This is a genomic window from Teichococcus coralli (assembly GCF_009829925.1).
Classification (GTDB): domain Bacteria; phylum Pseudomonadota; class Alphaproteobacteria; order Acetobacterales; family Acetobacteraceae; genus Pseudoroseomonas; species Pseudoroseomonas coralli.
Genome location: NZ_SNVJ01000022.1, coordinates 1 through 24,483 on the forward strand (window position 1 = coordinate 1; position 24,483 = coordinate 24,483).

The following is a 24,483-nucleotide window of genomic DNA, read 5'->3' on the forward strand; positions in this document are numbered from 1 at the left end:
CAGCGCCTCCAAAAGCCGCGGCGCCGCCGGCTGCCAACCCACTGCTCCCACGATGCCACACATGGTTGCCCTTCGCTCGCAATGCCTCGCGCCTTCACCGCCCGAGAGGAGCCATCCGGTGCGTCGCCACCTCCTGGCCACGCGGCGACAAACACCTCGCGCGACCGCCATGGCCGCCTCGGTCGCCAGCTTTCCCCTTCCTGCAGCCCTCCCGGGCGAAGGAGGCAGAGAGGTAATACGCCGGGCCTGCTCCTCCCTGGGCATCTTGAAGCGTCCCGGCCTGGCCCTCGAAGACTTCTTGCGGATTACCCCGTTCCACCGGGGGTGCCTGTGAGAACGGAACCTGCCGTCCGCCATGATTTCCGAAGCATGGTGTTGTTCGCTCAGGTCAGTTCCACCACCGGGGTTCCTTGCCTCATCGCGCCGATCTCCGCCGCTCCCTCATGTCCCGCTTGGCGGAGCCCCGCCAGCAGGTCCGCCGCCGCTTCCGGCGCCACGGCGATCAGCAGGCCGCCGCTGGTCTGCGGGTCGCAGAGCAGGCCGCGCTGCCACTCCGGCAGCCCTTCGGGCAAGCGCACCGCGTCACCATAGCTGGCCCAGTTGCGCGTTGCCGCGCCGGTGCCGAAGCCCGCGCGGGCGAGATCGGACGCGCCTTCAAGGAACGGAAGGGCGTCCAGGCGAAGGCGTGCGCCCAGGCGGGAGCCACGGCACATTTCCAGCGCATGGCCGAGCAGCCCGAAGCCGGTGACGTCGGTCACCGCATGCACGCCGGGCAGGTCCGGCAGCATGGCGCCGATCCGGTTGAGCCGCGTGGTGGAATCCAGCATCACGCCGTACCGCGCCGGATCCAGCGCGCCGCGCTTCAGCGCCGCGCTGAAGATGCCGATGCCCAGTCCTTTGGTCAGGATCAGCCGATCCCCCGCGCGCGCGCCGCTGTTGCGCAGCACACGGTCGGGATGCACCAGGCCCAGCGCCACCAGCCCGTAAATTGGTTCCGGGCTGTCGATGGAGTGGCCGCCCGCCACCGGGATGCCGGCCTCGGCGCACACGGAGGCGCCGCCCGCCAGAATTCGCCCCACCACCTCCGGCGCCAGCTTGCCGAGCGGCATGCCCAGGATCGCCAGCGCCAGGATGGGCGTGCCGCCCATGGCATAGACGTCCGAAAGGGCGTTGGCGGCGGCAATGCGGCCGAAGTCGTACGGGTCGTCCACCACGGGGGTGAAGAAGTCGGTTGTCGCCACCAGCGCCTGGGAGTCGTTCAGGCGATAGACAGCCGCATCATCGCCGGTCTCGGTGCCCACCAGCAGGCCGGGGAAGGCCCGGGCCGCCGGCACTTTGGCGAGCAGGGACTGCAGAACGGCGGGCGCCAGCTTACAGCCGCAGCCGCCACCATGGGCGAGCGAAGTCAGGGAGGGCTCGACATCGGCCATGATTCTTGTCCTCTAGCGGTTTGGTGCGGGCCAGTCGGAATTGCGGGACGTCAGGGTGAACAGCGAAGCGAAGCAGGACGGAAATATCGGGGCTGGCAACAGGTTTCGGGCCCTGCCGCAAGTGCAGCGGCTGCTGGAACGGCCCGGTGCGGCGCCGTTGATCCGCGAGTTCTCCCACGCCGCGGTCGCGGCGACGCTGCGCGCGATCCTTGATCACATCCGCGCGACGCTGCGTGACGCGGCGGCCCCGGAGATTCCCGCGCCCGAGGCCATGCTGGCGCGTGCGGGGGAGATGCTGCGGGAAGCCCGCCGCCCGGTCCTGCGGCGCGTCGTCAACGCCACAGGCATCCTGCTGCACACCAACCTCGGCCGCGCGCCCCTCGCGCCGGAGGCGGTGGCCGCCGCCGCCGAGGCAGGGCGCGGCTACTCCAACCTTGAATTCGACCTCGCGGCGGGGGCACGGGGCTCCCGGATGCAGGGTGTCGAGCCGTTGCTGCGCCAGCTCACCGGCGCCGAGGCCGCACTCGTCCTGAACAACAACGCGGCCGCGGTGCTGCTGGCGCTGAGCGGCCTCGCTGCGGGCGGCGAGGTGATCGTATCGCGCGGGGAACTGGTGGAGATCGGCGGCGGCTTCCGCATCCCCGACGTCATCCGCCAGGGTGGCGCGCGGCTGGTGGAGGTGGGCAGCACCAACAAGACGCGGCTCGCCGACTATCGCGCCGCCATCACCCCCGAGACGCGCGTGCTGCTGAAGGTGCATCGCAGCAACTTCCGCATTCTCGGCTTCAGCGCGGAAGCCAGCGTTGCCGAACTGGCCACGCTGGCGCGCGCGCACGGCCTTCTGGTGATGGAGGATCTCGGCAGCGGGACCCTGGCCGACCTGCGCCCGCTCGGCCACCGCCATGAGCCCACCGTGCCGGAATGCCTCGTCGCCGGCGCCGATCTCGTCGCCTTCAGCGGCGACAAGCTGCTGGGCGGCCCGCAGGCGGGCGTGCTGGTCGGCCGCCATGCTGCGATCGATCCCCTGCGCCGCCATCCGCTGCTGCGTGCAATGCGGCTGGACAAGATGACGCTCGCCGCGCTGGAGGCGACGCTGCGCCTCCACCGCGACGCTCCGCAGCGCCTGCCGGTGCTGCGGATGCTGGGCCAGGGCGAGGCCGAGCTGCGCGCGCGTGCCGAGCGTCTGGCGGGGCTGCTGGCGGGTGCGGCGGAGGCGATTGTTGTGGCAAGCGAGGGCCATGCCGGCGGTGGCGCGCTGCCCGGCGAGGGCGTGGCCAGCCAGGCGGTCAGTCTTGCCGTTCCTGGCCTGGCGGCAGAGGAGCTGGCGCGACGCCTGCGTTTGCAGCAGCCCGCGGTGATCGGCCGCATCGCCGCCGGGCGGCTCCTGCTCGACATGCTCGCAGTCAGCGAGGACGAGGTGCCGGAGATCGCCGGGGCCGTCCGCGCGGCAGGCGAGCCGGCATGAGCCGCCTGCTGCTCGGTGCCATCGGCCATGTGGACCATGGCAAGACCGCCCTGGTGCACGCGCTCACCGGCATGGACACCGACCGCCTGCCGGAGGAGAAGCGGCGCGGCATCTCCATCGCGCTGGGCTTCGCGCATTTCACGCTGGACAGTGCGTCGGCCACGATGGTGGACATCATCGACATGCCCGGCCATGAGCGCTTCGTGCGCACCATGGTTTCCGGCGCCACCGGCATCAACGCGGTGCTGCTGGTGGTGGCGGCGAACGAGGGCATCAAGCCGCAAACCGTCGAGCATGTGGACATCGCCGCGCTGCTGGGGCTGCGGCGCGCCGTCATCGCCATCAGCAAGGCCGATCTCGCCACGCCCGCCGAAGCGGCGGCCGTGGGCCGCGAGGCGGCGGCGCTTGCTGCGCGCGCCGGGCTCCAGGGGCCGCCGCCGGTGCTCACCGCGGCGCCGGAGGGCCTGGGCGTCGCGGAGCTGAAGGCGGCGATCGGCGCCGTGCTGCGGGAGGTCGGGCCTGCCGTGGCCGGCGGCGTGCCCTATCTGCCGGTTGACCGCGCCTTCAGCGTCGCCGGGCATGGCACGGTGGTGACGGGAACGCTGCGCGGCGGGCCGCTGGCCACGGGGGACGAGGTCGAGCTGGTGCCCTCGGGGCCGGAGCTTCGCGTGCGGGGCTTGCAGGTGCATGGCGCGAAGGTGGCGGTGGCGCAGCCTGGCCAGCGTGTGGCGGTGAACCTGCGCGGCGTCGAGGCGGCGCGGGTGCCGCGCGGCGCCGCCCTTGCGGCCTGCGGCGCATTGCCGCCCTCGGAATGGCTGAGCGTCGAGCTGCGCGCGGTGGCGGATGCCGCCCCGCTGCGCAACACCGCGCGGCTGCGCCTGCTGCTCGGAACCCAGGATCTGGAGGCGCGACTGCGCCTGCTGGACCGCGATGCGCTGGAGCCGGGTGAAACCGCCCTGGCGCAATTGCGCTGCGCCACCCCCGTCGCCGTGCCTGCGCGCGAGCAGTTCGTGCTGCGCATCGCCTCCCCGGCGCGAACCGTGGCCGGCGGCCGCATCCTTGACGCGGAAACGGTGCGGCTGCGGCGGCACGCACCTGCGGTACTGGAGCATCTGGCCGCCCTCGCCGCCGCCGGGCCCGAGGAACTGGTGGCGCGGGAGGTCACGCAGGCCGGGGCCGGCGGCATCGCCTTGCGGCGGCTGGCGCGCCTGGCGGGGCTGGCGCCCGCGCGGCTGGGAGAGATCCTTCAGTTGTTGCCGGTGGTCCTCACCCGGGGCCGCATGGCGGTGTCACGGCAGGCTTTCGAAGCCATCCTCGCCCAGCTGCCCGGGCGTCTTGCCGCGCATCCGGACGGCCTGCCGCGCGACAAGGTGCCGCCACTCCTGCCGGCGGCAGGCGCGGCGGTGCTCGACGAGGCGTTGGCACGGCTCGTCGCCGCCGGAACGCTGCGGCAGGAGGGCGGCTCCCTGCGTGTTCCGCGCCCGGCGCAGGAGCATGCACGTGCCAGGCAGGAGGCGGCGCAGGCCGCCAGGATTGCCGAAGCGCTGCGCCAGGGTGGCCTGAGCCCGCCGGATCCGCATGTTGTCGCGCCCGATCCGCATTCCCGTCGCCTGCTGGACGCGCTGGTGCGCGCCGGAGTGCTGGTGCGCGCGGCGGATCGCGTGCAGAAGCGCGACGTGCTGTTCCACCGCGACGCAATCGCGTCCGCGCAGCGCATCCTGGCCCCGCTGCTGGCCACTCCACCGGGCCTGCTGGTGAAGGAGGCCGGCGCGGCGCTCGGCATTTCGCGCAAGTTCAGCGTGCCTCTGCTCGAGCATCTCGACGCCATCCACTTCACCCGCCGCGCCGGCGACCACCGCGTGCTGGCGGCCCGGCGCGACGCGGTGTAGGGAAGGGGATGGAGGCGATCGGGGTCTGGTGGCCCTCCTGGTCTTCAAAACCAGCGGCCCGTTCAGAGCGGGTGGTGGGTTCGATTCCCATCCGCCTCCGCCGCCCCGGGCAGCCCCGCATGCCAGGCAGGAAGGCGCGCCGCGCCGCGCTTCCCCTCGTGGCCGGAGCCGCTCACCCCGGCCGGCACCGCCCCGACCCCTTCGCCGTCAGACCGCTTCCGGCAGCCGGTCGAGGTACTTGTCAAGCGTGATGGGATAGTCCCGTACCCGCACGCCGGTGGCGTTGTGGATGGCGTTGGCGATGGCCGCACCGACGCCGCAAAGGCCGAGTTCGCCCACGCCCTTGGCCTTCATGGGCGAGGAGATCGGGTCGGCCTCGTCCAGGAAGATGACCTCCTGGTGCGGGATGTCGGCGTGCACCGGCACCTCATAGCCCGCGAGGTCGTGGTTGACGAAGAACCCCCGGCGCTTGTCCAGCGCCAGCTCCTCCATCAGCGCCGCGCCCACGCCCATGGTCATGGCGCCGATGACCTGGCTGCGGGCCGTCTTCGGGTTCAGGATGCGCCCCGCCGCGCAGACGGCCAGCATGCGCCGGACACGGGCCTCGCCTGTCGCCGCATCGACGGCCACCTCCACGAAATGTGCCCCGAAGGTGGATTGCTGGAAGCGCTTGCTGAGGTCGCCGTATTCAAGGATGTCCTCCACCACGATGCCGTCCGGACCCGCTGCCTCCGCCAGCGTCGCGCCGCGGTTGCCCGAACGCACCTGGCCCTCGGCGAACACCGCGTCGGCGGAGTTGAAGCCCAGCTTCCGCGCCACCGCCTCGCGCAGCTTCATGCAGGCGGCATAGACGCCCGCGGTGGAGCTGTTGGCGCCCCATTGCCCGCCCGAGCCCGCCGAGACCGGGAAGGAGGAATCGCCGAGCCGGACGGTGACCTTGTCGATGGGCACGCCCATCATCTCGGCCGCCGTCTGGGCGATGATGGTGTAGCTGCCGGTGCCGATGTCGGTCATGTCGGTCTCGACCGTCACCTCGCCGCGGCTGTCGAGCCGCAGCCGCGCGGCCGACTTCATCACCAGGTTGTTGCGGAAGGCCGAGGCCATACCCATCCCGGTCAGCCAGCGGCCCTGACGCGACTGCCCCGGCCGGGGGTTCCGCTGATCCCAGCCGAAGCGCTCCGCGCCCAGTTGCAGGCACTTCACCAGCTGGCGCTGGGAGAAGGGGCGGTCCGGGTCGTTCGGGTCCACCTGCGTGTCGTTGACGATGCGGAACTGCACCGGGTCCATGCCCAGCTTCTCCGCCATCTCGTCCATGGCGATCTCCAGCGCCATCAGGCCGGGTGCCTCGCCCGGCGCGCGCATGGCGTTGCCTTCCGGCAGGTCCAGCACGGCGAGGCGAAGCTGCGTCAGCCGGTTCGCCCCGGCATAGAGCAGCCGCGTCTGGTCCACCGCCGTCTCCGGCCCGCCGCCGGGCAGGTCTCCCGACCAGCTTTCATGCGCGATGGCGCCGATCCTGCCGTCCGGAGCTGCGCCGATGCGGATGCGCTGGATGGTGGCGGGCCGGTGGGTGGTGTTGTTCATCATCAGCGGCCGCTGGAGCGCGACCTTGACCGGACGCTTCGCGGCGCGGGAGCCAAGGGCCGCCATCACCGCGTCCGACCGCAGGAACAGCTTGCCGCCGAACCCGCCACCGATGAAGGGCGAGATCAGCCGCACCTTCTCCTTCGGCAGCTTCAGCGTCTTCGCCAGGTCCCCCGCACTCCAGTTGATCATCTGGTTGGAGGTCCAGACCACCAGCCGGTCGCCCTGCCAGGCGGCGATGGAGGCGTGCGGCTCCATCATCGCATGGCTCTGGTCGGGTGTGGTGTAGGTGGCGTCCAGTTGCACCGCCGCCGCGGCGAAGGCACCTTCGAAGTCGCCCACCGAGCTCGCCGACTGGTCCACCTCCTTCGCGGTGTCCCGCGCGGCGGCAAGGTCGAAAGCGCCCCCGGCCGGAGCGTAGTCCACCCGCACCCTCTGCGCCGCGTCGCGCGCCTGCTCGAAGGTCTCGGCCACCACCACCGCAATCGCCTGGTGGTAGTGGTCCACCTCCGGGCCACCCAGCAGCCTGGCGGTGTTCATGTCGCCCTTGCCGAGCGGCCCCGCGTTCTCCGCGGTGACAATGGCCAGCACGCCGGGCGCAGCCCTGGCGGCGCGGAGGTCCATGCCGGTGATGCGGCCCTTGGCGATCGCCGCGCCGATCACATAGCCATAGGCCGGGTCGCGGACGGCGTCGTTCTGCTCATAGGCGTAGGGCGCCTGGCCCGTCGTCTTCAGCCGCCCGTCGATGCGGTCGATCGGCTGGCCGACCACCTTCATCCGGTCGATCGGGTTGGTGGTAGCGGGCGTGTCGAACTTCATGGCCTCAGCCCCTCGCTTCCGCCAGCACGGCGCTCAGCGCGCGCTCGGCCAGCGTCACCTTGAACGCATTCTCACGGGTCGGGCGCGCATCGGCCAGGATGGCCTGCATGGCGGGGCTGGCGCCGCGCGGGAGCTCGGCCTCCGCGGCCTCGACGCGCCAGGGCTTGTGGGCGACGCCGCCCAGCGCCACCCGCCCCGTGCCGTCCCGCTGCACCACGGCCGCGACCGAGACCAGCGCGAAGGCATAGGACGCCCGGTCGCGCACCTTGCGGTAGAAGTGCCGCCCGCCGGAGGGCGGAGGCAGCACCACCGCCGTGATGAGTTCGCCCTGCTCCAGCACCGTCTCGATCTGCGGGGTGTCGCCGGGCAGGCGGTGGAACTCGGCGATGGGAATGCTGCGCGCCGTGCCGTCCGGCTTCACCGTCTCCACCGCCGCGTCCAGCGCCCGCATGGCCACCGCCATGTCGGAGGGATGCGTCGCGATGCAGGCCTCGCTGTGACCGATCACCGCCAGCTGGCGGCTGAAGCCGCCGATGGCCGCGCAGCCGGAGCCGGGCTGGCGTTTGTTGCAGGGCTGGTCGGTGTCGTAGAAATAGGGGCAGCGGGTCCGCTGGAGCAGGTTGCCCGCCGTGGTCGCCTTGTTGCGCAACTGGCCGGAGGCGCCCGCCAGCAGCGCGCGGGACAGCACCCCGTAGTCGCGCCGGATGCGCTCGTCGGCCGCCAGGTCGGTGTTGCGCACCAGCGCGCCGACGCGCAGGCCGCCTTCCGGCGTCGGCTCGATCCTGTCCAGCGCCAGGCCGTTGACGTCGATCAGATGCGCCGGCGCCTCGATCTGCAGCTTCATGAGGTCGAGCAGGTTGGTGCCGCCCGCGATGAACTTGGCGCCCGGCATGCGCGCCGCCGCCGCGGCCGCCTCGGCGGGCGAGGCCGCGCGCTCATAGGTGAAGGGCTTCATGCCTGGCGCTCCGCCACCTCGGTGATGGCATCCAGAATGTTGGAATAGGCGCCGCAGCGACAGATGTTGCCGCTCATGCGCTCGCGGATCTCCTCAGGCGTGACCTGCGATGCCGCGGTCAGGTCCGCCGTGACGTGGCTCGGAATGCCTGCCTTGATCTCCTCCAGCACCGCGACGGAGGAGCAGATCTGCCCCGGCGTGCAGTAGCCGCACTGGAAGCCGTCGTGCTTGATGAAGGCGGCCTGCATCGGGTGCAGGTTCTCCGGCGAGCCCAGGCCTTCGACGGTGGTGATCGCGTCACCCTCGTGCATGACGGCCAGCGACAGGCAGGCGTTGATGCGGCGGCCGTCCACGATGACGGTGCAGGCGCCGCACTGGCCGTGGTCGCAGCCCTTCTTGGTGCCGGTGAGGTGCAGGTGCTCGCGCAGGGCGTCGAGCAGGGTTGTTCGCGTGTCGAGCTCAAGATCACGCACTTCGCCGTTGACGCTGAAGGAAACCTTGGACATGGCAGACGCTCCTGGAGCGGGAAAAGGGGCGGCGCCTGTGGCTGCCCGGGCACCTGCCGCGCCGGGCGCCGCAGTGGCAGCAGAGGCCGCCGCGCCGATCACCAGGCCGCGCCTGGTCGCTGCGAAATCAGAAGCTCGCATGGGCTTCTCCGATCCTCGTTCTTCGTTGTTGTGCTGGAAACCGCTGGTCAGCCTTGAGGCCGTCCACGCCACCTGGTCCGCACACCGCGCAACCGACTGGCGCGTGAACGGCTGATGCCCCCTTGTCGTTGCTTTCGCCTACTGGTGGTCCAGGGCAGGCCTCGCTGAGCGGGGCGGCGCTGGAGCCTGGAATGATCGTCGCCGCGCCGCGCCAAGGCGCCAGTTCAGGATCGCCAGCAGCGCGGAAGCGCCCAGCATGGTGGCACTGGCGCCGAAGGCGCTTTCGTGGCCGCCCGCGTCGAACAGCAGGCCGCCAGCTGACGCCCCGGCGGTGATGGCCAACTGAATGGTTGCAACCATCAGGCCGCCGCCCGCCTCGGCCTCCGCCGGCAAGGTCCTGCTCAGCCAGGTCCCCCAGCCCACGGGAGCGGGCGTGGCGATGAGGCCCCAGCCGGCCAGCAATGCCGCGGTTGCAAGGGGTTGCTGGTCGAAAGCGACCAGGGCGATGGCGATCGCCGCCATCGCGAGCGGAATGGCGATCAAGGTGCCATGCAGGCTCGCCCGTAGAAGGCGGCCGACAAGGGAGGTGCCCACAAGCCCGGTGATGCCCAGCCCCAGCAGGATGAGCGAGAGTGTGGAGACATCCACGCGCGTGACCGCTTCAAGGAATGGCCGGAGGTAGGTGAACAGCGCGAACTGCCCCATGAACAGGAACAGGATCGCGAGCATGCCCGATGCCACCTGGGGGCGGCCGAGCAGCCCGAGGGTGGCCCCAGTGCCGGCCTGCCGCTCGGCAGGCAGCGGCGGAACGGTTGCCAGCTGCCAGGCGAAGGCAAGGGCCGCCAGCGGAACCACGCAGAGAAAGGCGCCTCGCCAGCCGACCCAGGCGCCCAGGAAGCTTCCGAGCGGCGCTGCCACCGTGGCGGCCAGCGCGTTGCCGCCGTTCAGGACAGCCAGCGCCCTGGGCACCGCGTCTGGGGGCACGAGGCGCATCACGGTCGCGGTTGACATCGACCAGAAGCCGCCGATGGAAACGCCCAGCAGCGCCCGGCCGGCCATCAGCACGCCGAAGTTCGGCGCAAAGGCCACCACCACGCCGGAAACGACCATGAGCAGCGTAAGGCCAAGCAGCACGGTGCGGCGGTCGAGCCGCCCCGCTGCCGACGACACCAGGAGGCTGGTCAGGACGGCGAAGATGCCCGACACGGAGATCACCTGGCCTGCCTGGCCCTCCGTCATGCCGAGATCGGAGGCCAGTGGCGTGAGCAGGCTGACCGGCATGAACTCCGACGCGATCAGGGCGGCGGCGCACAGCGTCATCGCGAGAACCGCCCCCAACACGGGCGAGCTTGAGGGGAGCGCGGCGGCGTCCGGAAGGGTCTGGTCGCTCATGAACGGCCTTGTGGTGTTGTTGGAACCGGCGCGGCCCACGCGCCCGCCCCGAGACTTTGGGGCGGGCCGGAACGCGATCTGCGGCAGGCTGGCTCCGCCGAACCTAGCGAGTGCGCTCGCGCGCGATTAGCTGCTAAAATGCACAGGAGGCTATAAGCGAGTCTTCTGAATGCCGCGGACCGACCGCAACGATCTCCAAGCTTTCCTCGCTGTCGCGCGCGACCGCAGCTTCACGCGGGCCGCGGCGAAACTGGGGGTCTCGCAGTCCGCCCTCAGCCAGACCCTCCGCGCGCTCGAAACGCGGCTCGGCCTGCGCCTGCTGACCCGTACGACCCGCAGCGTCGCGCCGACCGAGGCGGGCGAGCGCCTGCTCCGGACCCTGGGGCCCGCCTTCGACCAGATCGACGAAACCTTGGCTGCGCTTAGCGAATTCCGCGAGAAGCCATCCGGCACCATCCGAATCTCGGCGGGCGAGCACCCGGTCGAAGCCATCCTGATGCCGGCCCTTGAGCGGCTTCTGCCGGAGTATCCGGACATCAAGGTCGAGATCGACGTCGACAACACGCTGACCGACATCGTCGCCGGGCGCTACGACGCGGGCATACGCTTCGGCGAGCAGGTGGCCAGGGACATGATCGCAGTGCGCATCGGGCCGGACATGCGGATGGCGGTGGTCGGCGCGCCGGCCTATTTCGCCAGGCGGCCGCGGCCAAAGGCGCCGCAAGACCTGACCAGCCACGCCTGCGTCAACCTCCGCCTGCCGACGCACGGCTCGCTTTATGCCTGGGAGCTCGAAAAGGGGCAACGCGAACTCAGGGTCCATGTCGAGGGACCGCTGGTGGTCAACTACCCGCCTCTGCTTCTCAGGGCTGCGCTGGAGGGGCTGGGCCTGGCATGCGTGTTCGAGGATCAGGTGCGGGACCACCTCGCGGAAGGACGCCTCATCCGGGTGCTGGCCGACTGGTGCCCGCCTTTCCCGGGCTACCATCTCTACTACCCCAGCCGCCGCCAGCTCACGCCCGCCTTCGCGCTGCTGGTCGAGGCGCTGCGATACCGAGGCTGAGGCAGCACGGCTGTGTCCGGAGACGGGTTGGCGCACCATGCACCGCGGCTTCGCCGCCGCCTGCGAGGTCTCTGGCCGCCTTGGCCATCTCCCCGGCGCCCCGGAGGATGACGGAAGGCGTCGTTCGTTCCCCAGCCTGCGCGCCGCCCCGGTGCCCGGTGCCCGGTGCCTCCGCCTGCGACACCGGCCAAGACCATCCCCCTCAGCGCTGGTACTGCGCGTCGGTCACGTGCTCCAGCCAGTCCACGGGGGAGCCGTTAAGCTTTTCCTGAATGGCGATGTGACTCATGGCGGTGGTTGCAGTGGCCCCGTGCCAGTGCTTCTCGCCAGGCGGGAACCATACCACGTCGCCCGGCCGGATCTCCTCCACGGCCCCGCCCTCGCGCTGCACCCAGCCGCAGCCCGCGGTCACGACCAGCGTCTGGCCGAGCGGATGCGTGTGCCAGGCCGTGCGGGCGCCGGGCTCGAAGGTGACCAAAGCGCCGGCCACCCGCGCCGGATCGGGCGGGCTGAACAGGGGATCGATGCGAACGGTGCCGGTGAAGTACTCGGCCGGTCCCTTGGCGGAGGGCCGCGCACCAGCGTGGATGATGTCCATCTGCTCTCTCCTGGGCTTGCGGAAACGCGGGCGCCGTTGCAGCGGCCGCCACCGCTTGTGGAAAGGAGATAGTGCAGGGAGACGGCCGCGATTAGAGCGAAGGGCCTGCATGGCCTTATGAGAGACGCTTCTCAATCGGGAGCGGGAAGGCGGCGGCGCGCAACGCCTTCCGGACTCGCGCTGCCGCCCGGGGGGGCAGGCAGGGGCAGGCGGAAAGGCCCGTGCGCGGCGTTACCGCCGGAACCAGCGCGACGGCCGCTTCGGAAGGTTCTGCGGCTGGTTGAAGCGGAAGCTGACATCCGGCCGGTTCGCGGATTCATCGCCCGCCGCCATGGTGGAGACGCGCAGCATCGCGCTTCCGGCCAGGGTCGCGATGCCGGCCAGGGTGGAGAGCGCCGGCGAGCGGCCCCGCGCCAGCGAGGCGGCATAGAGCCCCATCGGCAGCAATGTGCCGAGCCCGGTGACGCCCAGCTTCTCCACCTTGCCCCAGTCGCCTTCCAGTGCGGGCGCGACGCCGGTCCGGCGATAGGTGTTGTGGGAGACGCATGTGGCCGCCAAATCCGCCGCAAGCGCCAGCAGCGCCACCTTGTCCAGCGTACGGCCGACGCGCCCGGTATCGCCCATGGAAAGCGCCGCCGCGCCGGCGGCGAGGGAGGAACTGCCGAAGCGAACGGCCATGCTTCGCGGCGCGGCGGCCCAGAGGGGCGTGGAGGTCGCGGAGAGCAGCGCGGCCGTATAGGTCGTCATGCCCGCGCCCGTCACCGCGGCGGGCAGCTGGGCGGCTTTCGCCGTGCGGCGGAGGAAGGAGAGGCGGGGCAGCCAGCGCGAGGCCGCCGCGGCCGCTGCGCCAAGAATGGAGAAGCCGCTGAAGCTCATCAGGATCCAGGTGCCGATCGACATCGGCGAGGTGGGCTTGGCCACGCGCAGCATGTTGTAGAACCGCCGCGGCGTGTGCAGGTCATAGATCAGCAGGCCGGCGCCGAGGGTGGGCGCCAGCATCGAGAGCGCGCGGCCGCGGCGCACCGTCGGCGCCGCTTCGGGCCCGCGCGCGCGGTCGGCCACCGCCGCGAGCAACGCCGCCGCGCCGGCCAGGCCACCCAGAAAGATATAGCCGCCCACCACCCAGTTGTTGAAAGGCGCCGCCTTGACCTGCGGGCGCCCATAGTAGGTCGGGCCCTCCCAATGCCGGCTGCGGCCGGGTGCCGAGGCCTGCGAAGCCGTCGGCGGCGGGACCGGGGGCTGCTTCGGCCCGAGTTCGGTGGCGAGGCGCTCGGACATCGGCGGTCTCCTCAGTCGCGGCCGGAAAGAAGGGCGAAGGCGGCGAGCGCCAGCCCGGCCACGGCGGCCAGGCCGGTGCCCAGGCTGGGGGCCACGCGGTTCGCGGCGCGCGTGGGCGCGGCGGGAAGGTTGTAGGTCTCCGGCCGGTCGGTCAGCAGGAAAAAGGCGTTGAGATGCCCGAGGTCACCGGTCGCGCCCGGGCTGCCGGGGGCGCCGTAGAGATAGGCGTTGCTGGCGCCCAGCTCGTGCAGCTGCGCCACGCGCTTCTCCGCACGCCCCTGCAGGTCCTCCAGCTCGCCGAACTGGATGCTGTCGGTGGGGCAGGACTTGGCGCAGGCCGGCTCAAGCCCGCCCTTCAGCCGGTCGTAGCAGAGGGTGCATTTGTGCGCCTTGCCGTCCAGTTCGCTGAGATCGACCACCCCGAAGGGGCAGGCGGGCACGCAGTAGCCGCAGCCGTTGCAGATGTCCTGCTGCACCACGACCGTGTCGAACTCGGTGCGGAACAGCGCGCCGGTCGGGCAGGCTTCCAGGCATGGCGCGTTGTGGCAGTGCTTGCACACGTCGCTCATCATCAGCCAGCCGCTCTGGAAGGGCGACTGCGTGTTCTCGCGCAGGCCGCAGGTGCCCGCCTTCTCAATGAAGTTGACGTGCCGCCAGGTATTGGCCGAGAGCGCGCCGGTGTTGTCGTAGCTCTGCCCAGTCAGGCCGATATTGTCGGCGGGCAGGTTGTTCCATTCCTTGCAGGCCACCTCGCAAGCCTTGCAGCCGATGCAGAGCGTCGTATCGGTGAAAAACCCGTAAGACTTTCCAGGCTCGACGCGCACCCCCGCCGTCAACTCGGATTCGTTCGGGATCATCCTGTCGAGGCGGGAGGCGGATTCTTCGGCGGCGCGGGCGGGCATGTCCATGGGCGTGCTCCTCAGGGGACGGGCAGCTCAGCGAGTTCCACCGCATGGGCGACGAGGCCGATCAGATTCCTTGCCGGTGTGTAACTTACCCGCACCCGCGCTTGCCGGCGCTGCAGCGGCGGAAGCTGCTCCGGCTCCGCCGCCGCGTCATGGCTGAGCAGGAACAGGTGCGAGACGCCGCCATCGTCGGTGAGCTGAAAGCGGCCCTCCTGCACGATGGTCACGACGCCTTCCATGATTCTCATCGCGGTGGCCCGGAAAGTTGCAAGCGCAGGAGAAGGAAGTCCGCGCAGGGAGGGAAGTTGCACGCGGGCTGCCTGGCGGCGCAAGGCGAAGTCAGGCGTGGGCGCGGGCATAGTGCCGGGATCGTGAACCCAGGTGCCGCAGCGCCACGGTTGCCGCCCCGCAACCCGCCCCGCACCTTTCCCGCTAACGAAGTGCCCGCGCAGCCGCCAGCCGGGCGCCAATTCCTTGCGGGGAGGGACCATCGATGAAGAAGATGCGCCGCAGCATGTCAGGCCGTGTTTCCGGCTTCCTGCGCGACTGGTCCCTGCCGCGGCAACTCGCCGGCGAAAGCGTCATGGCGGAGGCGGCCAAAAGCGCCGCCTCAAGGGCGCTGCGGCCGCGCCTGGAGGAGGCCGACAAGGTCGGCACCAGCATCTGCCCCTTCTGCGCCGTCGGCTGCGCGCAACTCGTCTACGCCAAGAACGGCAAGCCCATCCATATCGAGGGCGACCCGCGCAGCCCGGTGAACCAGGGCACGCTCTGCCCGAAGGGTGCCGGCACGCTCGGCGTGCTGCTCAGCCCCGAACGCATCAATCACGTGCTCCACCGCGCCCCCTATTCCGACCGTTGGGAGCAGAAGCCGCTCGACTGGGCGATGGAGCGCATCGCGCAGCTCACCAAGCAGGCGCGGGACGAGACCTTCGCCGAGACCCTGCCGGATGGGCGCGTCATCAACCAGACGCTCGGGCTCGGCTCGCTCGGCGGCGCCACGCTGGACAATGAGGAAAATTACCTCATCAAGAAGCTGTTCGGCGGTGGCCTGGGCATGGTGAACATCGAGAACCAGGCCAGAATCTGACACTCCTCCTCGGTGCCCAGTTTGGGCACCTCCTTCGGCCGCGGCGCCGCCACCATGTCCCTCTGGGACCTGGCGAACTCGGACTGCATCGTGGTGATGGGCTCCAACATGGCGGAGAACCATCCGATCGGCTTCCGGTTCGTCGTGGAGGCGAAGCAGCGCGGCGCGACCGTCATCCATGTGGACCCGCGCTTCACGCGGACCTCCGCCCTGGCCGACATCCACGCGCCGATCCGTTCCGGCTCGGACATCGCCTTCCTGGGCGGGGTCATCCGCCACATCCTGGAGAACGACCTCTGGTTCCGTGACTTCGCGCTGAACTACACGAACATCGCGCACATCATCGAGGAGGGCTACCGGGACGCCGAGCAGGGCGACGGCATCTTCTCCGGCTTCAACGAAACCAGCGGCAGCTACAAGGAGGACACCTGGCAGTACAAGGGCAAGGTGGTGCCCTCCTCGATCGCCGAGCACCGCGTGCAGACCAAGGGAAAGGGCGGCGGCGAGTCCCAGGGCATGTCGGACAGCCCGCCGCCCGAGGACCGCACGCTGCAGCACCCGAACTGCGTCTACCAGATCATGCGCCGGCACTTCGCCCGCTACACGCCGGAGATGGTGGAGCGCGTCACCGGCTGCCCGAAGGAAACCTTCCTGAAGGTGGCCGATGCGCTGGCCCGCAACTCCGGCCGCGAGCGCACCGGCGCGTTCTGCTACGCGGTGGGCTGGACGCACCACACGGTGGGCGTGCAGATCATCCGCGCCGCCAGCATCATCCAGGGCCTGCTCGGCAATGTCGGGCGCCCCGGCGGCGGCATCCTCGCGCTGCGCGGGCATGTCAGCATCCAGGGCAGCACGGACATCCCCACCCTCTACAACATGCTGCCGACCTACCTGCCGCAGCCGAACATCTTCCACGAGCACCCGACGCTTGAGAAATACCTGGAGGTCGAGACGCCGGAGACGGGCTGGTGGCACAACCTGCCGAAATACGTCATCAGCCTGCTCAAGGCCTGGTATGGCGAGGAATCGCGTGCCGACAACGAATGGGGCTACCAGTTCGTCCCCAAGCTGACCGGCGACGTCTCGCAACTGCCGATGACACTCGCCATGGGCAACGGCCTGATCAAGGGCCAGTTCATGCTCGGGCAGAACCCGGCCGTCGGCGCCGTCAATTCCGAGCTGGTGGAGATGGGCTTCGCCAAGCTCGACTGGATGGTGGTGCGCGACTTCGCCCTGACCGAGACGGCGAATTTCTGGAAGAACGGCCATCGCGTCCGCAAGGGCGAGGTGCGCCCGGAGGAGATCGGCACCGAGATGTTCTTCCTGCCCACCGCGCTGGCGGGCGAGAAGGACGGCTCGGTCACCAACACCAGCCGCCTCGTGCAGTGGCACGACGTGGTCTGCGAGGCGCCGGGCGACAGCCGCTCCGACCTGTGGTTCATCTACCATCTCGGCCGGCGCCTGAAGGCGCTCTACGCCGGCAGTACCGAGCCGCGTGACCGTGGCATCCAGGCGCTCACCTGGGACTATCCGGTGCGCGGCGCGCGCCAGGAGCCCGACCCCGAGGCGGTGCTGCGCGAGATCAACGGCTACACCGTGGCCGACCGCAAGCAGCTTGCCTCCTTCAAGGAGATCAAGGACGACGGCTCCACGGCCTGCGGCGGCTGGATGTATACCGGCGTCTATCCGGAGGAGGGCGTCAACAAGTCCCGCTCCCGCAAGCCGGACAAGCCCGGTGGCTCCGGCAGCCATGCGAACTGGGCCTTCGCCTGGCCAGCCAACCGCCGCACCCTCTACAACCGTGCCTCGGCCGACCCGGACGGCAAGCCCTGGTCCGAGCGCAAGAAGATGATCTGGTGGGACGCGGAGAAGGGCGAGTGGACCGGCACCGACGTGCCGGACTTCACCAAGGACCTGCCGCCCGGCCACCGGCCGGACTGGAGCAAGCACCCCAAGGGCATGGATGCCCTGGGCGGCGCCGATCCCTTCATCATGGAGGCGGATGGCAAGTGCATGCTCTTCGTCCCCTCCGGCTTGAAGGACGGACCCTTGCCGACGCATTACGAGCCGATCGAAAGCCCGGTGAAGAACCCGCTCTACGGCCGCCAGCGCAACCCCGCGGCGCATCTCTGGCAGCGCCCCGGCAACGAGCTGCACGCGCCGGAGGACCCGGCCTATCCCTACGTCCTCACCACCTACCGGCTGACCGAGCTGCATTGCGGGGGCATCATCAGCCGGGTGGCGCCGCACACCGCGGAACTCCAGCCCGAGGCCTTCGTCGAGATCCCGCCCGAGCTCGCGCGTGAACTCGGCATCCGCCACCTGGACTGGACGGTGCTCGCCACCAAGCGTGGCGAGATCGAGGTGCGCGCCATGGTCACCGAGCGTATCCGCCCCTTCACCATCGGGGGTCGCACCGTGTACCAGATCGGCATGCCCTGGGTCTTCGGCTGGGAAGGCTACGCGCGCGGCGACGTCGCCAACGTGCTGCTGGCCATCACGGGCGATGCCAACACCAGCATCCACACCACCAAGGCCATCACCTGCAGCCTGCGGCCAGGGCGGGTGGTACGTCCCCCGGCGAGGGCGGCCGAATGAGCGACGAGGCGGCCGGCCGCCGCGCCCTGGAAGCCCTGGACAAGGTGCTGGAGAAGAAGCCGCACAAGGACGATCATGCCCTTTCCGCCGCCATGGAGGGGCTCTGCGCCTGGCGGGACAGCATCGCCGCGGAGCATCGCCGTGGCGGGGCCGCGCCGAAGTCGCGCGAGCGGCTGGCCCGGATCAACGTGGTCATCAGCGTGGTGGTCGGCAGCCACTTCCCCCTGGGCGACACGCCGTGGGAGGAGTTGCAGAAGGCGCGTGGCTGGCTTTCGGAGCTGCTCGAACCGGCATGAAGGCCAAGGGGCGCTCCGCCCCTGATCTGCTCCCCGCCGCGCACCCTGGACGAACCCCCATCGCCCGCTACCATGCCCGCGCAATCGGAGGAGGGGGTGCATGCGCGCCAATTTTGTGGATGCCGGGGAAGCGCTGGCGCAGGTGATGCGGCGGCTGCGGCGGGAGGATGACCTGCCCGTCACCGTCAACGTCCAGCCCAACGTCACGCCAGAGGAACTGCCCGGCCACCTGGCGGGTCACGCCATCGCCATCATCGACCACACGGCGCTGCCCACCGCGACCGCGAAGCAGATCCCCAGCCTGAAGCATGTGGTCTTCCTGGGCACCGGCGCGCGCTCCTACATGAACCCGGAGGAGCTGGAAGCCGAGTGCGGCATCCAGGTCCATATCATCAAGGGCTATGGCGACACGGCGGTGGCCGAGATGGCTTTCACCCTGATGTGGACGGCGGCCAAGGGCATCGCCCGGATGGATCGCGAGATGCGCGCCGGCAACTGGCTGCGCACCGACGGCGTGGAACTCACCGGCAAGACGGTGGGCCTGCTGGGCTACGGCGGCATCGCCGCCGAGATGGCGCGGCTCTGCCGCGGCGCGGGCATGAAGGTTCTGGCCTGGAACCGTTCCCCGAGATCGGCGGAGGGCGTTGAGTTCGTCGAACTCGACCGGCTGCTGGCGGAAAGCGACGTGCTCTCCGTCCACCTGCTGCTGAACGACGAGACGCGCGGCTTCCTCTCGGCCGAGCGGCTGGCGAAGCTGAAGCCCTCGGCGATCCTGGTGAACACCGCGCGTGGCGCGGTGGTGGACGAAGCGGCCATGCTCGCGGCGTTGCGGACGGGACGTCTCGCGCATGCCGCGCTGGATGTCTTCGACGTCGAGCCGCTGCCGGCGGACCACCCTTTGACCACTGTGCCGAACGTCACGCTTTCCGCGCATTCCGCCTTCCGGACGCCGGAAGCGAGCGACAACCTCATCGAGGCGGCGTTGAATCACTGCCGGCGGATCGTGGCCGAGGCCGGCTGACCCTTTTGCCCGCCGCGCCGCTGTGGCAGGAGAAGCACTCGGCGCGGACGTGGCGAAACGGTAGACGCAGCAGACTTAAAATCTGCTTCCCCCTGGGGAGTGCGGGTTCGAAACCCGCCGTCCGCACCAGCGCCACCCGGTCCCGGGGCCGGGGAGGCGTGATGCGCTGTGCGGCCTTCGGCCGCGGCGGGTTCAGTCCGCCATCTGCAGGCGGGCGAACTCCGGCATGTCGCGCTCAACAAGGGAGCGGGCAAACAGTCCACCCCCGACCAGGGCGGCGACAACAGTGACAAACAGAAAAGCGGACATGGGTAAACCCCTTGATCCTTTAGGTCCGCCGCGATGCTGCGGCTGCGAAGGAGAATATGGGGACTCCCTCCTTGCCTAACCGTTGCGTTTTTCGCGGGTGCAACATGGAGGGACGCATGGCTTCCCTGCCATGTGCGGGGCGCGGGGCGCGCGAGGGCGTCAGGCGCGCCTGATCCGGATCACCGCACCAGCCGCCGTGCCAGCCGGGCCGCCTTTTCGCTGCGCGGCGGGTCCAGCAGGCGCGAGAGCGCGAAGGGTCCATGCCGAACCCGTGCTCGCCAGTCGCTGAAGGCGGAAAAGCCGGCGAACCCGTGGTACCGGCCGCATCCCGAGGCACCCACGCCGCCGAAGGGAAGGGCGGTAAAGGCGGCGTGCTCCACGCACCGGTTCTCCACCAGCGCTCCGGACCGGGTTTGCGAGGCCACCGCAGCCGCCTCGGAGCGGCTGGCGCCGAACAGGTAAACGGCCAGCGGCGCGGGCCGCGCCCGCACCCAGGCCAGCGCCGCCGCCAGATCGTCAACGGCCCGCACCGCAAGGGAAGGGCCAAAGATCTCGCCCGTCTCCTGGTCCGCCACCAGGGCGAGGCCGCCCGCAAGCCGCTCGCCACCCTCCGAAAGCGTTGTCTGCCGCGTCCGCTGCCCTGGCAGCACGGCGCTGTCCACAGGCACCACGCAGGCGCGGCAGGCCGCGGCGAAGGCTTCCCCACCATGGCCGACCAGCAGCACGGTGTCGGGTGCGACGCAGGTCTGCCCGGCATTCACCGCTTTTCCTGCCAGGATGGCGCGGGCCGCCTGCTGCAGGTCGGCGCCCGGAAGAACGATGGCAGGACACTTCCCGCCCAGTTCAAGCGTCAGCGGCGTCAGGTTCTCCGCGGCCGCGCGCATCACCGCCCGGCCTGTCTCGGTGCCGCCGGTGAAGACCAGATGGTCCCAGGGCTGCGCGGCGAAGCCGGCTGCCACGGTGGCGTCGCCCTGCACCACGCGCGCCACGCGCGGGCCGAGCGCCGCCTCCACCACCTCGGCCAGCAGGGCGGCGGTGCGGGGCGTATGCTCGCTTGGCTTCAGCGCCACGCGGTTGCCGGCGGCCAAAGCCTCCGCCAGCGGCCAGAGCCCGAGCTGGACCGGGTAGTTCCAGGGTGCCATCACGCCCACCACACCCTTCGGCACGGGCTCCACCCAGGCGAGGCTCGGCTGAAAGGCCAGGGGGGCCACCACCGGGCGCGGGCGTGCCCACCACCAGAGCCAGCGCCGGGCCCGCCGCGCCGCCTGGGCCACCAGCAGCACGTCCGCCACCAGCGTTTCCACTGCGGAGCGGCCGCCATAATCGGCGTCCGCCGCGGCGACAAAATCCTCGGCGCGCCGGATCACTTCGCGCGCAAGGGCCGCCAGCAGCCGCCGCCGCTCCCGCAAGGAGAGCCGGGCCTCCTCGGCGCGCAAGGCGGCCAGGGCGGCGGCGGGCGTGTTCATGGCCGGGGAAGGCTGCGGGCGTTCATTGGCCCCGCCTTGCTCGTTCACGAGCCGGCCCGCCAGAGCAGCCGCAGCTTCTCGCCCCGGGTGAGCCGCACCCGCGTCCGCGGCGGCTGAAATCCCTGCCGACGCATCTTCTCCAGCAGCAGCCTGTAGCCCTGCTGCATGATCCGGGCCGGCTTCAGCGCAGCCTGGCAGCGCGGAGGCGCCAGCGCGTGGGCCGCCGCGAAAGCTGCTTCCGCCTGCGCCGCCAGCCGCTCCGCCACCCGCGCCAGACGCGGATCGGCGACCAGCGCCGCCGCCGGCATTCCCCCCAGCCCTTCGGCCGCCAGCCAGCTCTGCGGCAGATAGACGCGGTCCCGCGCCGCATCTTCGTCGAGGTCGCGCAGCACGTTCACCAGCTGGAAGGCATGGCCGAGCGCCAGGCCGAAAGGCTCCGCTTCGGCGGCGCCGAAGATGCGCACCGCCAGCGCCCCCACGCTGCCCGCCACCTGCCGGCAATACGCCGCGAGTGCCGCTTCGTCGGCGATACGGCGCGATGGCCCCGCATCGGCTTCCATGCCGGCGATCAGCGCCTCGCATTCGGCGCGCGGCAGGGCGAAGGCCCGGCGTGCCCAGGCCAGCTCGCGCGAAAGGGCGCAGTCCGGCGTGTCCAGCTTGCCGCGCCAGTCCGCGAGCGCACGGCGCTTCTCGGCCTCGGGCATGCTGCCATCCGCGATGTCGTCCACCGCCCGGCAGAAAGCATAGACGGCGTAGAGCGCCCGGCGCCGGTCGCCATGCAGCGCCGCCATGCCGCGTGCGAAGGAGGAACGTGCCCGCAGCACCCGTGCCTGCACCACCGCGGCGTCTGGCCCGCCCCGGCGCGGGGCCGCCAGCAAGGCACGGGCGAAATCGCCCCGCGTCAGGGCGACGCGCCGCGCCAGGGGATCGGCACCGCGCAGCCGGGCCAGCAGGCGGCGGGCGAGTTCCAGCGTCACCGCCGCTTCCAGCGCCATCCGGCGGTTGTGCAGGCGGCGCGGCAGGCTGGCCGCGCGCTCCAGCAGGGCGTCCACCCGGTCCAGCGCGGTTGCCAGCAGCGGCGCGCGCATGGCGGGATCGGCGAAGAACCGCGCCTCGCCGCCGGCCAGCGCCAGCCAGTCCTGCGGCAGGTAGACGCGGTCCAGCCTGGCGCGGTCCTCGGCGGCGTCCTGCAGGTGGTTCAGGATCTGCAGCGCGGTGCAGAGCGCATCAGCCGCCGCCAGCGCCTCGGGGTCCGTCTCGTCGTGCAGCCGCAGCAGCAGCCGGCCGACCGGCACGGCGGAATTGGCGCAATAGTCCTCCAGCGCCGCCCAGTCGCCGTAGCGGGGCTGCACCGCGTCCTGCCGGAAGGCAGTCAGCATCTGGCGTGCCTCCGCCATTCCCGCGCCGCTTTCCCGCAGCCTGCGGGCAACGGCGAGCGGGCCGGCAGGATCGTCCAGCGCCGCCTCAAGCCGGTCGAGCCGGGCCAGCTTCTCGGCGGAGGAAAGCTCCGTGTGGTCGGCGATGTCGTCGGCCGCGCGGACGAAGCCGTAAAAGGCCAGCACCTTGCCGCGCTGCTCAGGCGCGAGCAGCCAGGAGGCGACCGGAAAGTTCTCGGAACCCGGGCCGCGCGTCGGCGGCCCGGCCAGCACCTCGCCGGGCGCGAGGGAAGGCCCCGCCGTGCTCATGCCGCCCCCGTTCGCGAGTCGCCATAGGCGCGCCCTTTCCAGGCCGGGCGCGCGCCCAGCCAGTGGCCGAGCAGCGCTGTCCATTGGATCGCCAGCGCCACCGCCACGGCGAAGGGGTGCAGCGGCACGCTCCACCAGCGTTCGCGCATCCGCCAGGTGATGGCGCCGCGCAGCCCGAGGGAGAGCAGCACCGCCAGCGCCGCGGCCGGATGCGGCAGCAGCAGCCAGGGCAGCAGGTGCCCGCCGCCGAGCAGCACCGTCCAGACCGGCAGGCCGCGCGGGGTCGCCATGCCCTCCCGGGCGTTCTTCACGAAGCCCGCCCAGGCCTCGCGCAAGCCGGAATACATGCGGCAGGTGGCGAGCCGGCTGCCATCCACCACCTCCGTGCGGAAGCCCTGTGCCCGCAGGCGGCGGGCCAGCGCCAGGCCATCATGCAGGACGCCGGGCGCCGCCGCATGTCCGCCGGCGCGCCGATAGGCGGTGGCCTCCGCCAGCATGAGCTGGCCGCAGGCGGCGGCCAGGGAGGCCTGCCCGCTCCCGGCGCGCCCGCCGCCGGGCAGGTAGCCCAGCATGAGGAAGTTGATGGCCGGCACCGTCAGCCCTTCGCCCAGGCTGCCCAGCACCTGCTTCGGCACGCCGGTGACGAGGGCCAGATCGTGGTCCTCGGCATGGGCGGCGAGGGCGGCGGCAGCATGCGGGCGCAGCCGGACATCGGCGTCGATGAACAGCAGATGCGTGCCGCGCGCCGCCTCGGCGAGCCGGGCGCAGGCATGCACCTTGCCTGTCCAGCCCGGCGGCAGGGGTGGTGCCGTCACCAGGCCGACGCGCTCATCCTCCGCCGCCAGCGCCGCGACGATGGTGCCGGTTCCGTCGCGGCTGCCGTCGTCCATCACCACCACCTCGACGGGCACGTCGCGGCTGGCCAGGGCGGCGCGCAGGCAGGCTTCGATATTGGCGGCCTCGTCGCGGGCGGGGATCAGGATGGAGACCAGTGTCGGCCCCGGCGGCTTCCCATGCGCGCGGGGCAGGCGCCGGAGGTTGCCGGCTCCGACCGCCACCGGCAGGGCGGCGAGCGCCAGCGTCGCCCAGGGTAGTGAATCGCCGAGAAGGCCCACGCGACCAGCCTCAGTCGCGCGCTTCGTGGCGCGGGTCGAAGCGGCGGCCGGCCATCCTGGCCCGCAACTGCCGCCACCGGTCATAGATGCCGCCCATGCCTTCCTTCCCCTGTTCCACCACCCGGAACCGCGCGGGCTCGCGGCGAATGGCCTCCTCGGCGAGGCGGTCCATCGCTTCGGCCAGCGCCATGGCCAGCGCCCGGGCGCGTGCCTCACGCGGCATGGCCTGCAACGCGCCGCCATGCAAGGGCGGGCCGAAGGCGGCCAGCATTTCCGCCTTGCGCTCGGTCCAGAAAGGATACTCCAGCGCCAGCGGAACGAAACACGCCTCCGGTGCAAGCTCCGCCAGGCGTGTCAGTCCGGGCGCGATCGGCACCGGGCGCTCGCGCGGGTCGGCGAAGCGGCCGGGCGCGTTCATCCAGAGCATGTCGTTCCGCTCCGGCGCCAGCACCTGGCGGGCGGTGCGCAGAAAGGCGGCCGCGCCGCGCGGGCTCGCCGTGTCCACGCCGAACACGCCGAGGCGCCGCATGAAGCGGTAGCGCGCCAGCGCCACCGCCTCCATCGGGATGAACATGCGCCGCTCCGGGAAGAGCCGGCGGGAGAGCAGCATGAAGGCCACGCCGTCCCACCAGGAGGGATGGCTGGCGAAGACCACCAGCGGCACGCCGGGCGGCACCTCCGGCATGCCCCAGCCCGGCACCCGCAAGGCCCGCATGTGACGGCGGAAGAAGCGGGTGAACATGAAGTCGTAGAAGGCGAGTTGAGAGGCCGAATAGGCCTGGAGCGGATCGGTCATCGGCTTCCACCGGGGGCGGGAAGGAGGCTGCCCTCCCCGAGCCTCGCCGTTCGTGCCACAGACGGCGGGCTCTGGGGAGACAGTGTCT

General features: G+C 71.2%; 19 protein-coding genes and 2 tRNA genes. 8 read left to right on the forward strand and 13 right to left on the reverse strand.

Annotated elements, in window-relative coordinates:
* Positions 1-383: 383 nt before the first annotated feature.
* Positions 384-1,430 (reverse strand): selenide, water dikinase SelD, encoded by a 1,047-nt coding sequence (gene selD, locus E0493_RS19160; protein WP_160938870.1) that lies wholly within the window; start codon positions 1,428-1,430, stop codon positions 384-386.
* 55 nt (positions 1,431-1,485) lie between these two features.
* Here selD and selA point away from each other — a divergent pair, with 55 nt between their 5' ends.
* The 3 genes from selA to E0493_RS19175 all read left to right on the forward strand — a co-directional run bounded on the left by selA (position 1,486) and on the right by E0493_RS19175 (position 4,884).
* A complete protein-coding gene (selA, locus tag E0493_RS19165) occupies positions 1,486-2,895 on the forward strand; it encodes an L-seryl-tRNA(Sec) selenium transferase (RefSeq protein ID WP_367614547.1) in 1,410 nt (469 codons plus the stop codon).
* The gene (gene selB, locus E0493_RS19170; protein WP_160938871.1) at positions 2,892-4,784 is read left to right on the forward strand and encodes a selenocysteine-specific translation elongation factor; all 1,893 of its coding nucleotides are present in this window, start codon (positions 2,892-2,894) and stop codon (positions 4,782-4,784) included. The genes selA and selB overlap by 4 nt, the downstream gene beginning before the upstream one ends.
* A 10-nt stretch (positions 4,785-4,794) precedes the next feature.
* Positions 4,795-4,884 (forward strand) — tRNA-Sec (locus tag E0493_RS19175).
* A 107-nt stretch (positions 4,885-4,991) separates the two neighbouring features.
* Here the strand turns inward: E0493_RS19175 and paoC are convergent.
* From paoC to E0493_RS19195, 4 genes are all read right to left on the reverse strand, one after another.
* The gene (gene paoC / locus E0493_RS19180) at positions 4,992-7,184 is read right to left on the reverse strand and encodes an aldehyde oxidoreductase molybdenum-binding subunit PaoC (RefSeq protein WP_160938872.1); all 2,193 of its coding nucleotides are present in this window, start codon (positions 7,182-7,184) and stop codon (positions 4,992-4,994) included.
* Positions 7,185-7,188: 4 nt separating this feature from the next.
* The gene (locus E0493_RS19185) at positions 7,189-8,139 is read right to left on the reverse strand and encodes an FAD binding domain-containing protein (RefSeq protein ID WP_160938873.1); all 951 of its coding nucleotides are present in this window, start codon (positions 8,137-8,139) and stop codon (positions 7,189-7,191) included.
* A complete protein-coding gene (gene paoA / locus E0493_RS19190) occupies positions 8,136-8,786 on the reverse strand; it encodes an aldehyde dehydrogenase iron-sulfur subunit PaoA (protein ID WP_160938874.1) in 651 nt (216 codons plus the stop codon). Before paoA ends, E0493_RS19185 begins: the two co-directional genes overlap by 4 nt.
* Positions 8,787-8,924: 138 nt before the next feature.
* Positions 8,925-10,178 carry an MFS transporter gene (locus E0493_RS19195; RefSeq protein WP_160938875.1) on the reverse strand — a complete coding sequence of 418 codons (1,254 nt, stop codon included), beginning with the start codon at positions 10,176-10,178 and terminating at the stop codon, positions 8,925-8,927.
* Between the two features lie 169 nt (positions 10,179-10,347).
* Here E0493_RS19195 and E0493_RS19200 point away from each other — a divergent pair, with 169 nt between their 5' ends.
* A complete protein-coding gene (locus E0493_RS19200; RefSeq protein ID WP_160938876.1) occupies positions 10,348-11,241 on the forward strand; it encodes a LysR family transcriptional regulator in 894 nt (297 codons plus the stop codon).
* Positions 11,242-11,443: 202 nt separating this feature from the next.
* On the opposite strand, the gene E0493_RS19205 is transcribed toward E0493_RS19200, so the two are convergent.
* The 4 genes from E0493_RS19205 to E0493_RS19220 all read right to left on the reverse strand — a co-directional run bounded on the left by E0493_RS19205 (position 11,444) and on the right by E0493_RS19220 (position 14,261).
* Positions 11,444-11,839, reverse strand: a complete 396-nt coding sequence (locus E0493_RS19205; RefSeq protein ID WP_160938877.1) for a (R)-mandelonitrile lyase — start codon at positions 11,837-11,839, stop codon at positions 11,444-11,446.
* A 231-nt stretch (positions 11,840-12,070) separates the two neighbouring features.
* Positions 12,071-13,117 (reverse strand): NrfD/PsrC family molybdoenzyme membrane anchor subunit, encoded by a 1,047-nt coding sequence (gene nrfD, locus E0493_RS19210; RefSeq protein ID WP_160938878.1) that lies wholly within the window; start codon positions 13,115-13,117, stop codon positions 12,071-12,073.
* Positions 13,118-13,128: 11 nt separating this feature from the next.
* Positions 13,129-14,025, reverse strand: a complete 897-nt coding sequence (locus E0493_RS19215) for a 4Fe-4S dicluster domain-containing protein (RefSeq protein WP_160938879.1) — start codon at positions 14,023-14,025, stop codon at positions 13,129-13,131.
* Between the two features lie 11 nt (positions 14,026-14,036).
* Positions 14,037-14,261, reverse strand: a complete 225-nt coding sequence (locus tag E0493_RS19220; RefSeq protein ID WP_202397227.1) for a hypothetical protein — start codon at positions 14,259-14,261, stop codon at positions 14,037-14,039.
* A gap of 254 nt (positions 14,262-14,515) precedes the next feature.
* On the opposite strand from E0493_RS19220, the gene fdh reads away from it, so the two are divergent.
* The 4 genes from fdh (at position 14,516) to E0493_RS19245 (ending at position 19,153) form a co-directional block, all read left to right on the forward strand.
* Positions 14,516-17,707 (forward strand): formate dehydrogenase, encoded by a 3,192-nt coding sequence (gene fdh / locus E0493_RS19230; RefSeq protein ID WP_302466835.1) that lies wholly within the window; start codon positions 14,516-14,518, stop codon positions 17,705-17,707.
* Complete coding sequence (locus E0493_RS19235; protein ID WP_160938883.1) at positions 17,704-18,003, forward strand: hypothetical protein; 300 nt, start codon at positions 17,704-17,706, stop codon at positions 18,001-18,003. The genes fdh and E0493_RS19235 overlap by 4 nt, the downstream gene beginning before the upstream one ends.
* Before the next feature lie 100 nt (positions 18,004-18,103).
* Complete coding sequence (locus E0493_RS19240; protein WP_160938884.1) at positions 18,104-19,024, forward strand: NAD(P)-dependent oxidoreductase; 921 nt, start codon at positions 18,104-18,106, stop codon at positions 19,022-19,024.
* 43 nt (positions 19,025-19,067) lie between these two features.
* Positions 19,068-19,153, forward strand: a tRNA-Leu gene (locus tag E0493_RS19245).
* Positions 19,154-19,512: 359 nt separating this feature from the next.
* Here E0493_RS19245 and E0493_RS19250 read toward each other — a convergent pair.
* From E0493_RS19250 to E0493_RS19265, 4 genes are read right to left on the reverse strand one after another with little or no spacing between them, the layout of a single operon-like run.
* A complete protein-coding gene (locus E0493_RS19250) occupies positions 19,513-20,799 on the reverse strand; it encodes an aldehyde dehydrogenase family protein (RefSeq protein WP_160938885.1) in 1,287 nt (428 codons plus the stop codon).
* A 44-nt stretch (positions 20,800-20,843) separates the two neighbouring features.
* Positions 20,844-22,484: a squalene/phytoene synthase family protein gene (locus E0493_RS19255; RefSeq protein WP_160938886.1), complete on the reverse strand. Its 1,641-nt coding sequence runs from the start codon at positions 22,482-22,484 to the stop codon at positions 20,844-20,846.
* Positions 22,481-23,599 carry a glycosyltransferase gene (locus tag E0493_RS19260; protein WP_367614549.1) on the reverse strand — a complete coding sequence of 373 codons (1,119 nt, stop codon included), beginning with the start codon at positions 23,597-23,599 and terminating at the stop codon, positions 22,481-22,483. The genes E0493_RS19255 and E0493_RS19260 overlap by 4 nt, the downstream gene beginning before the upstream one ends.
* Positions 23,600-23,609: 10 nt before the next feature.
* Positions 23,610-24,395, reverse strand: coding sequence for a lysophospholipid acyltransferase family protein (locus E0493_RS19265; protein WP_160938888.1), 786 nt, complete (start codon positions 24,393-24,395; stop codon positions 23,610-23,612).
* Positions 24,396-24,483: the final 88 nt, after the last annotated feature.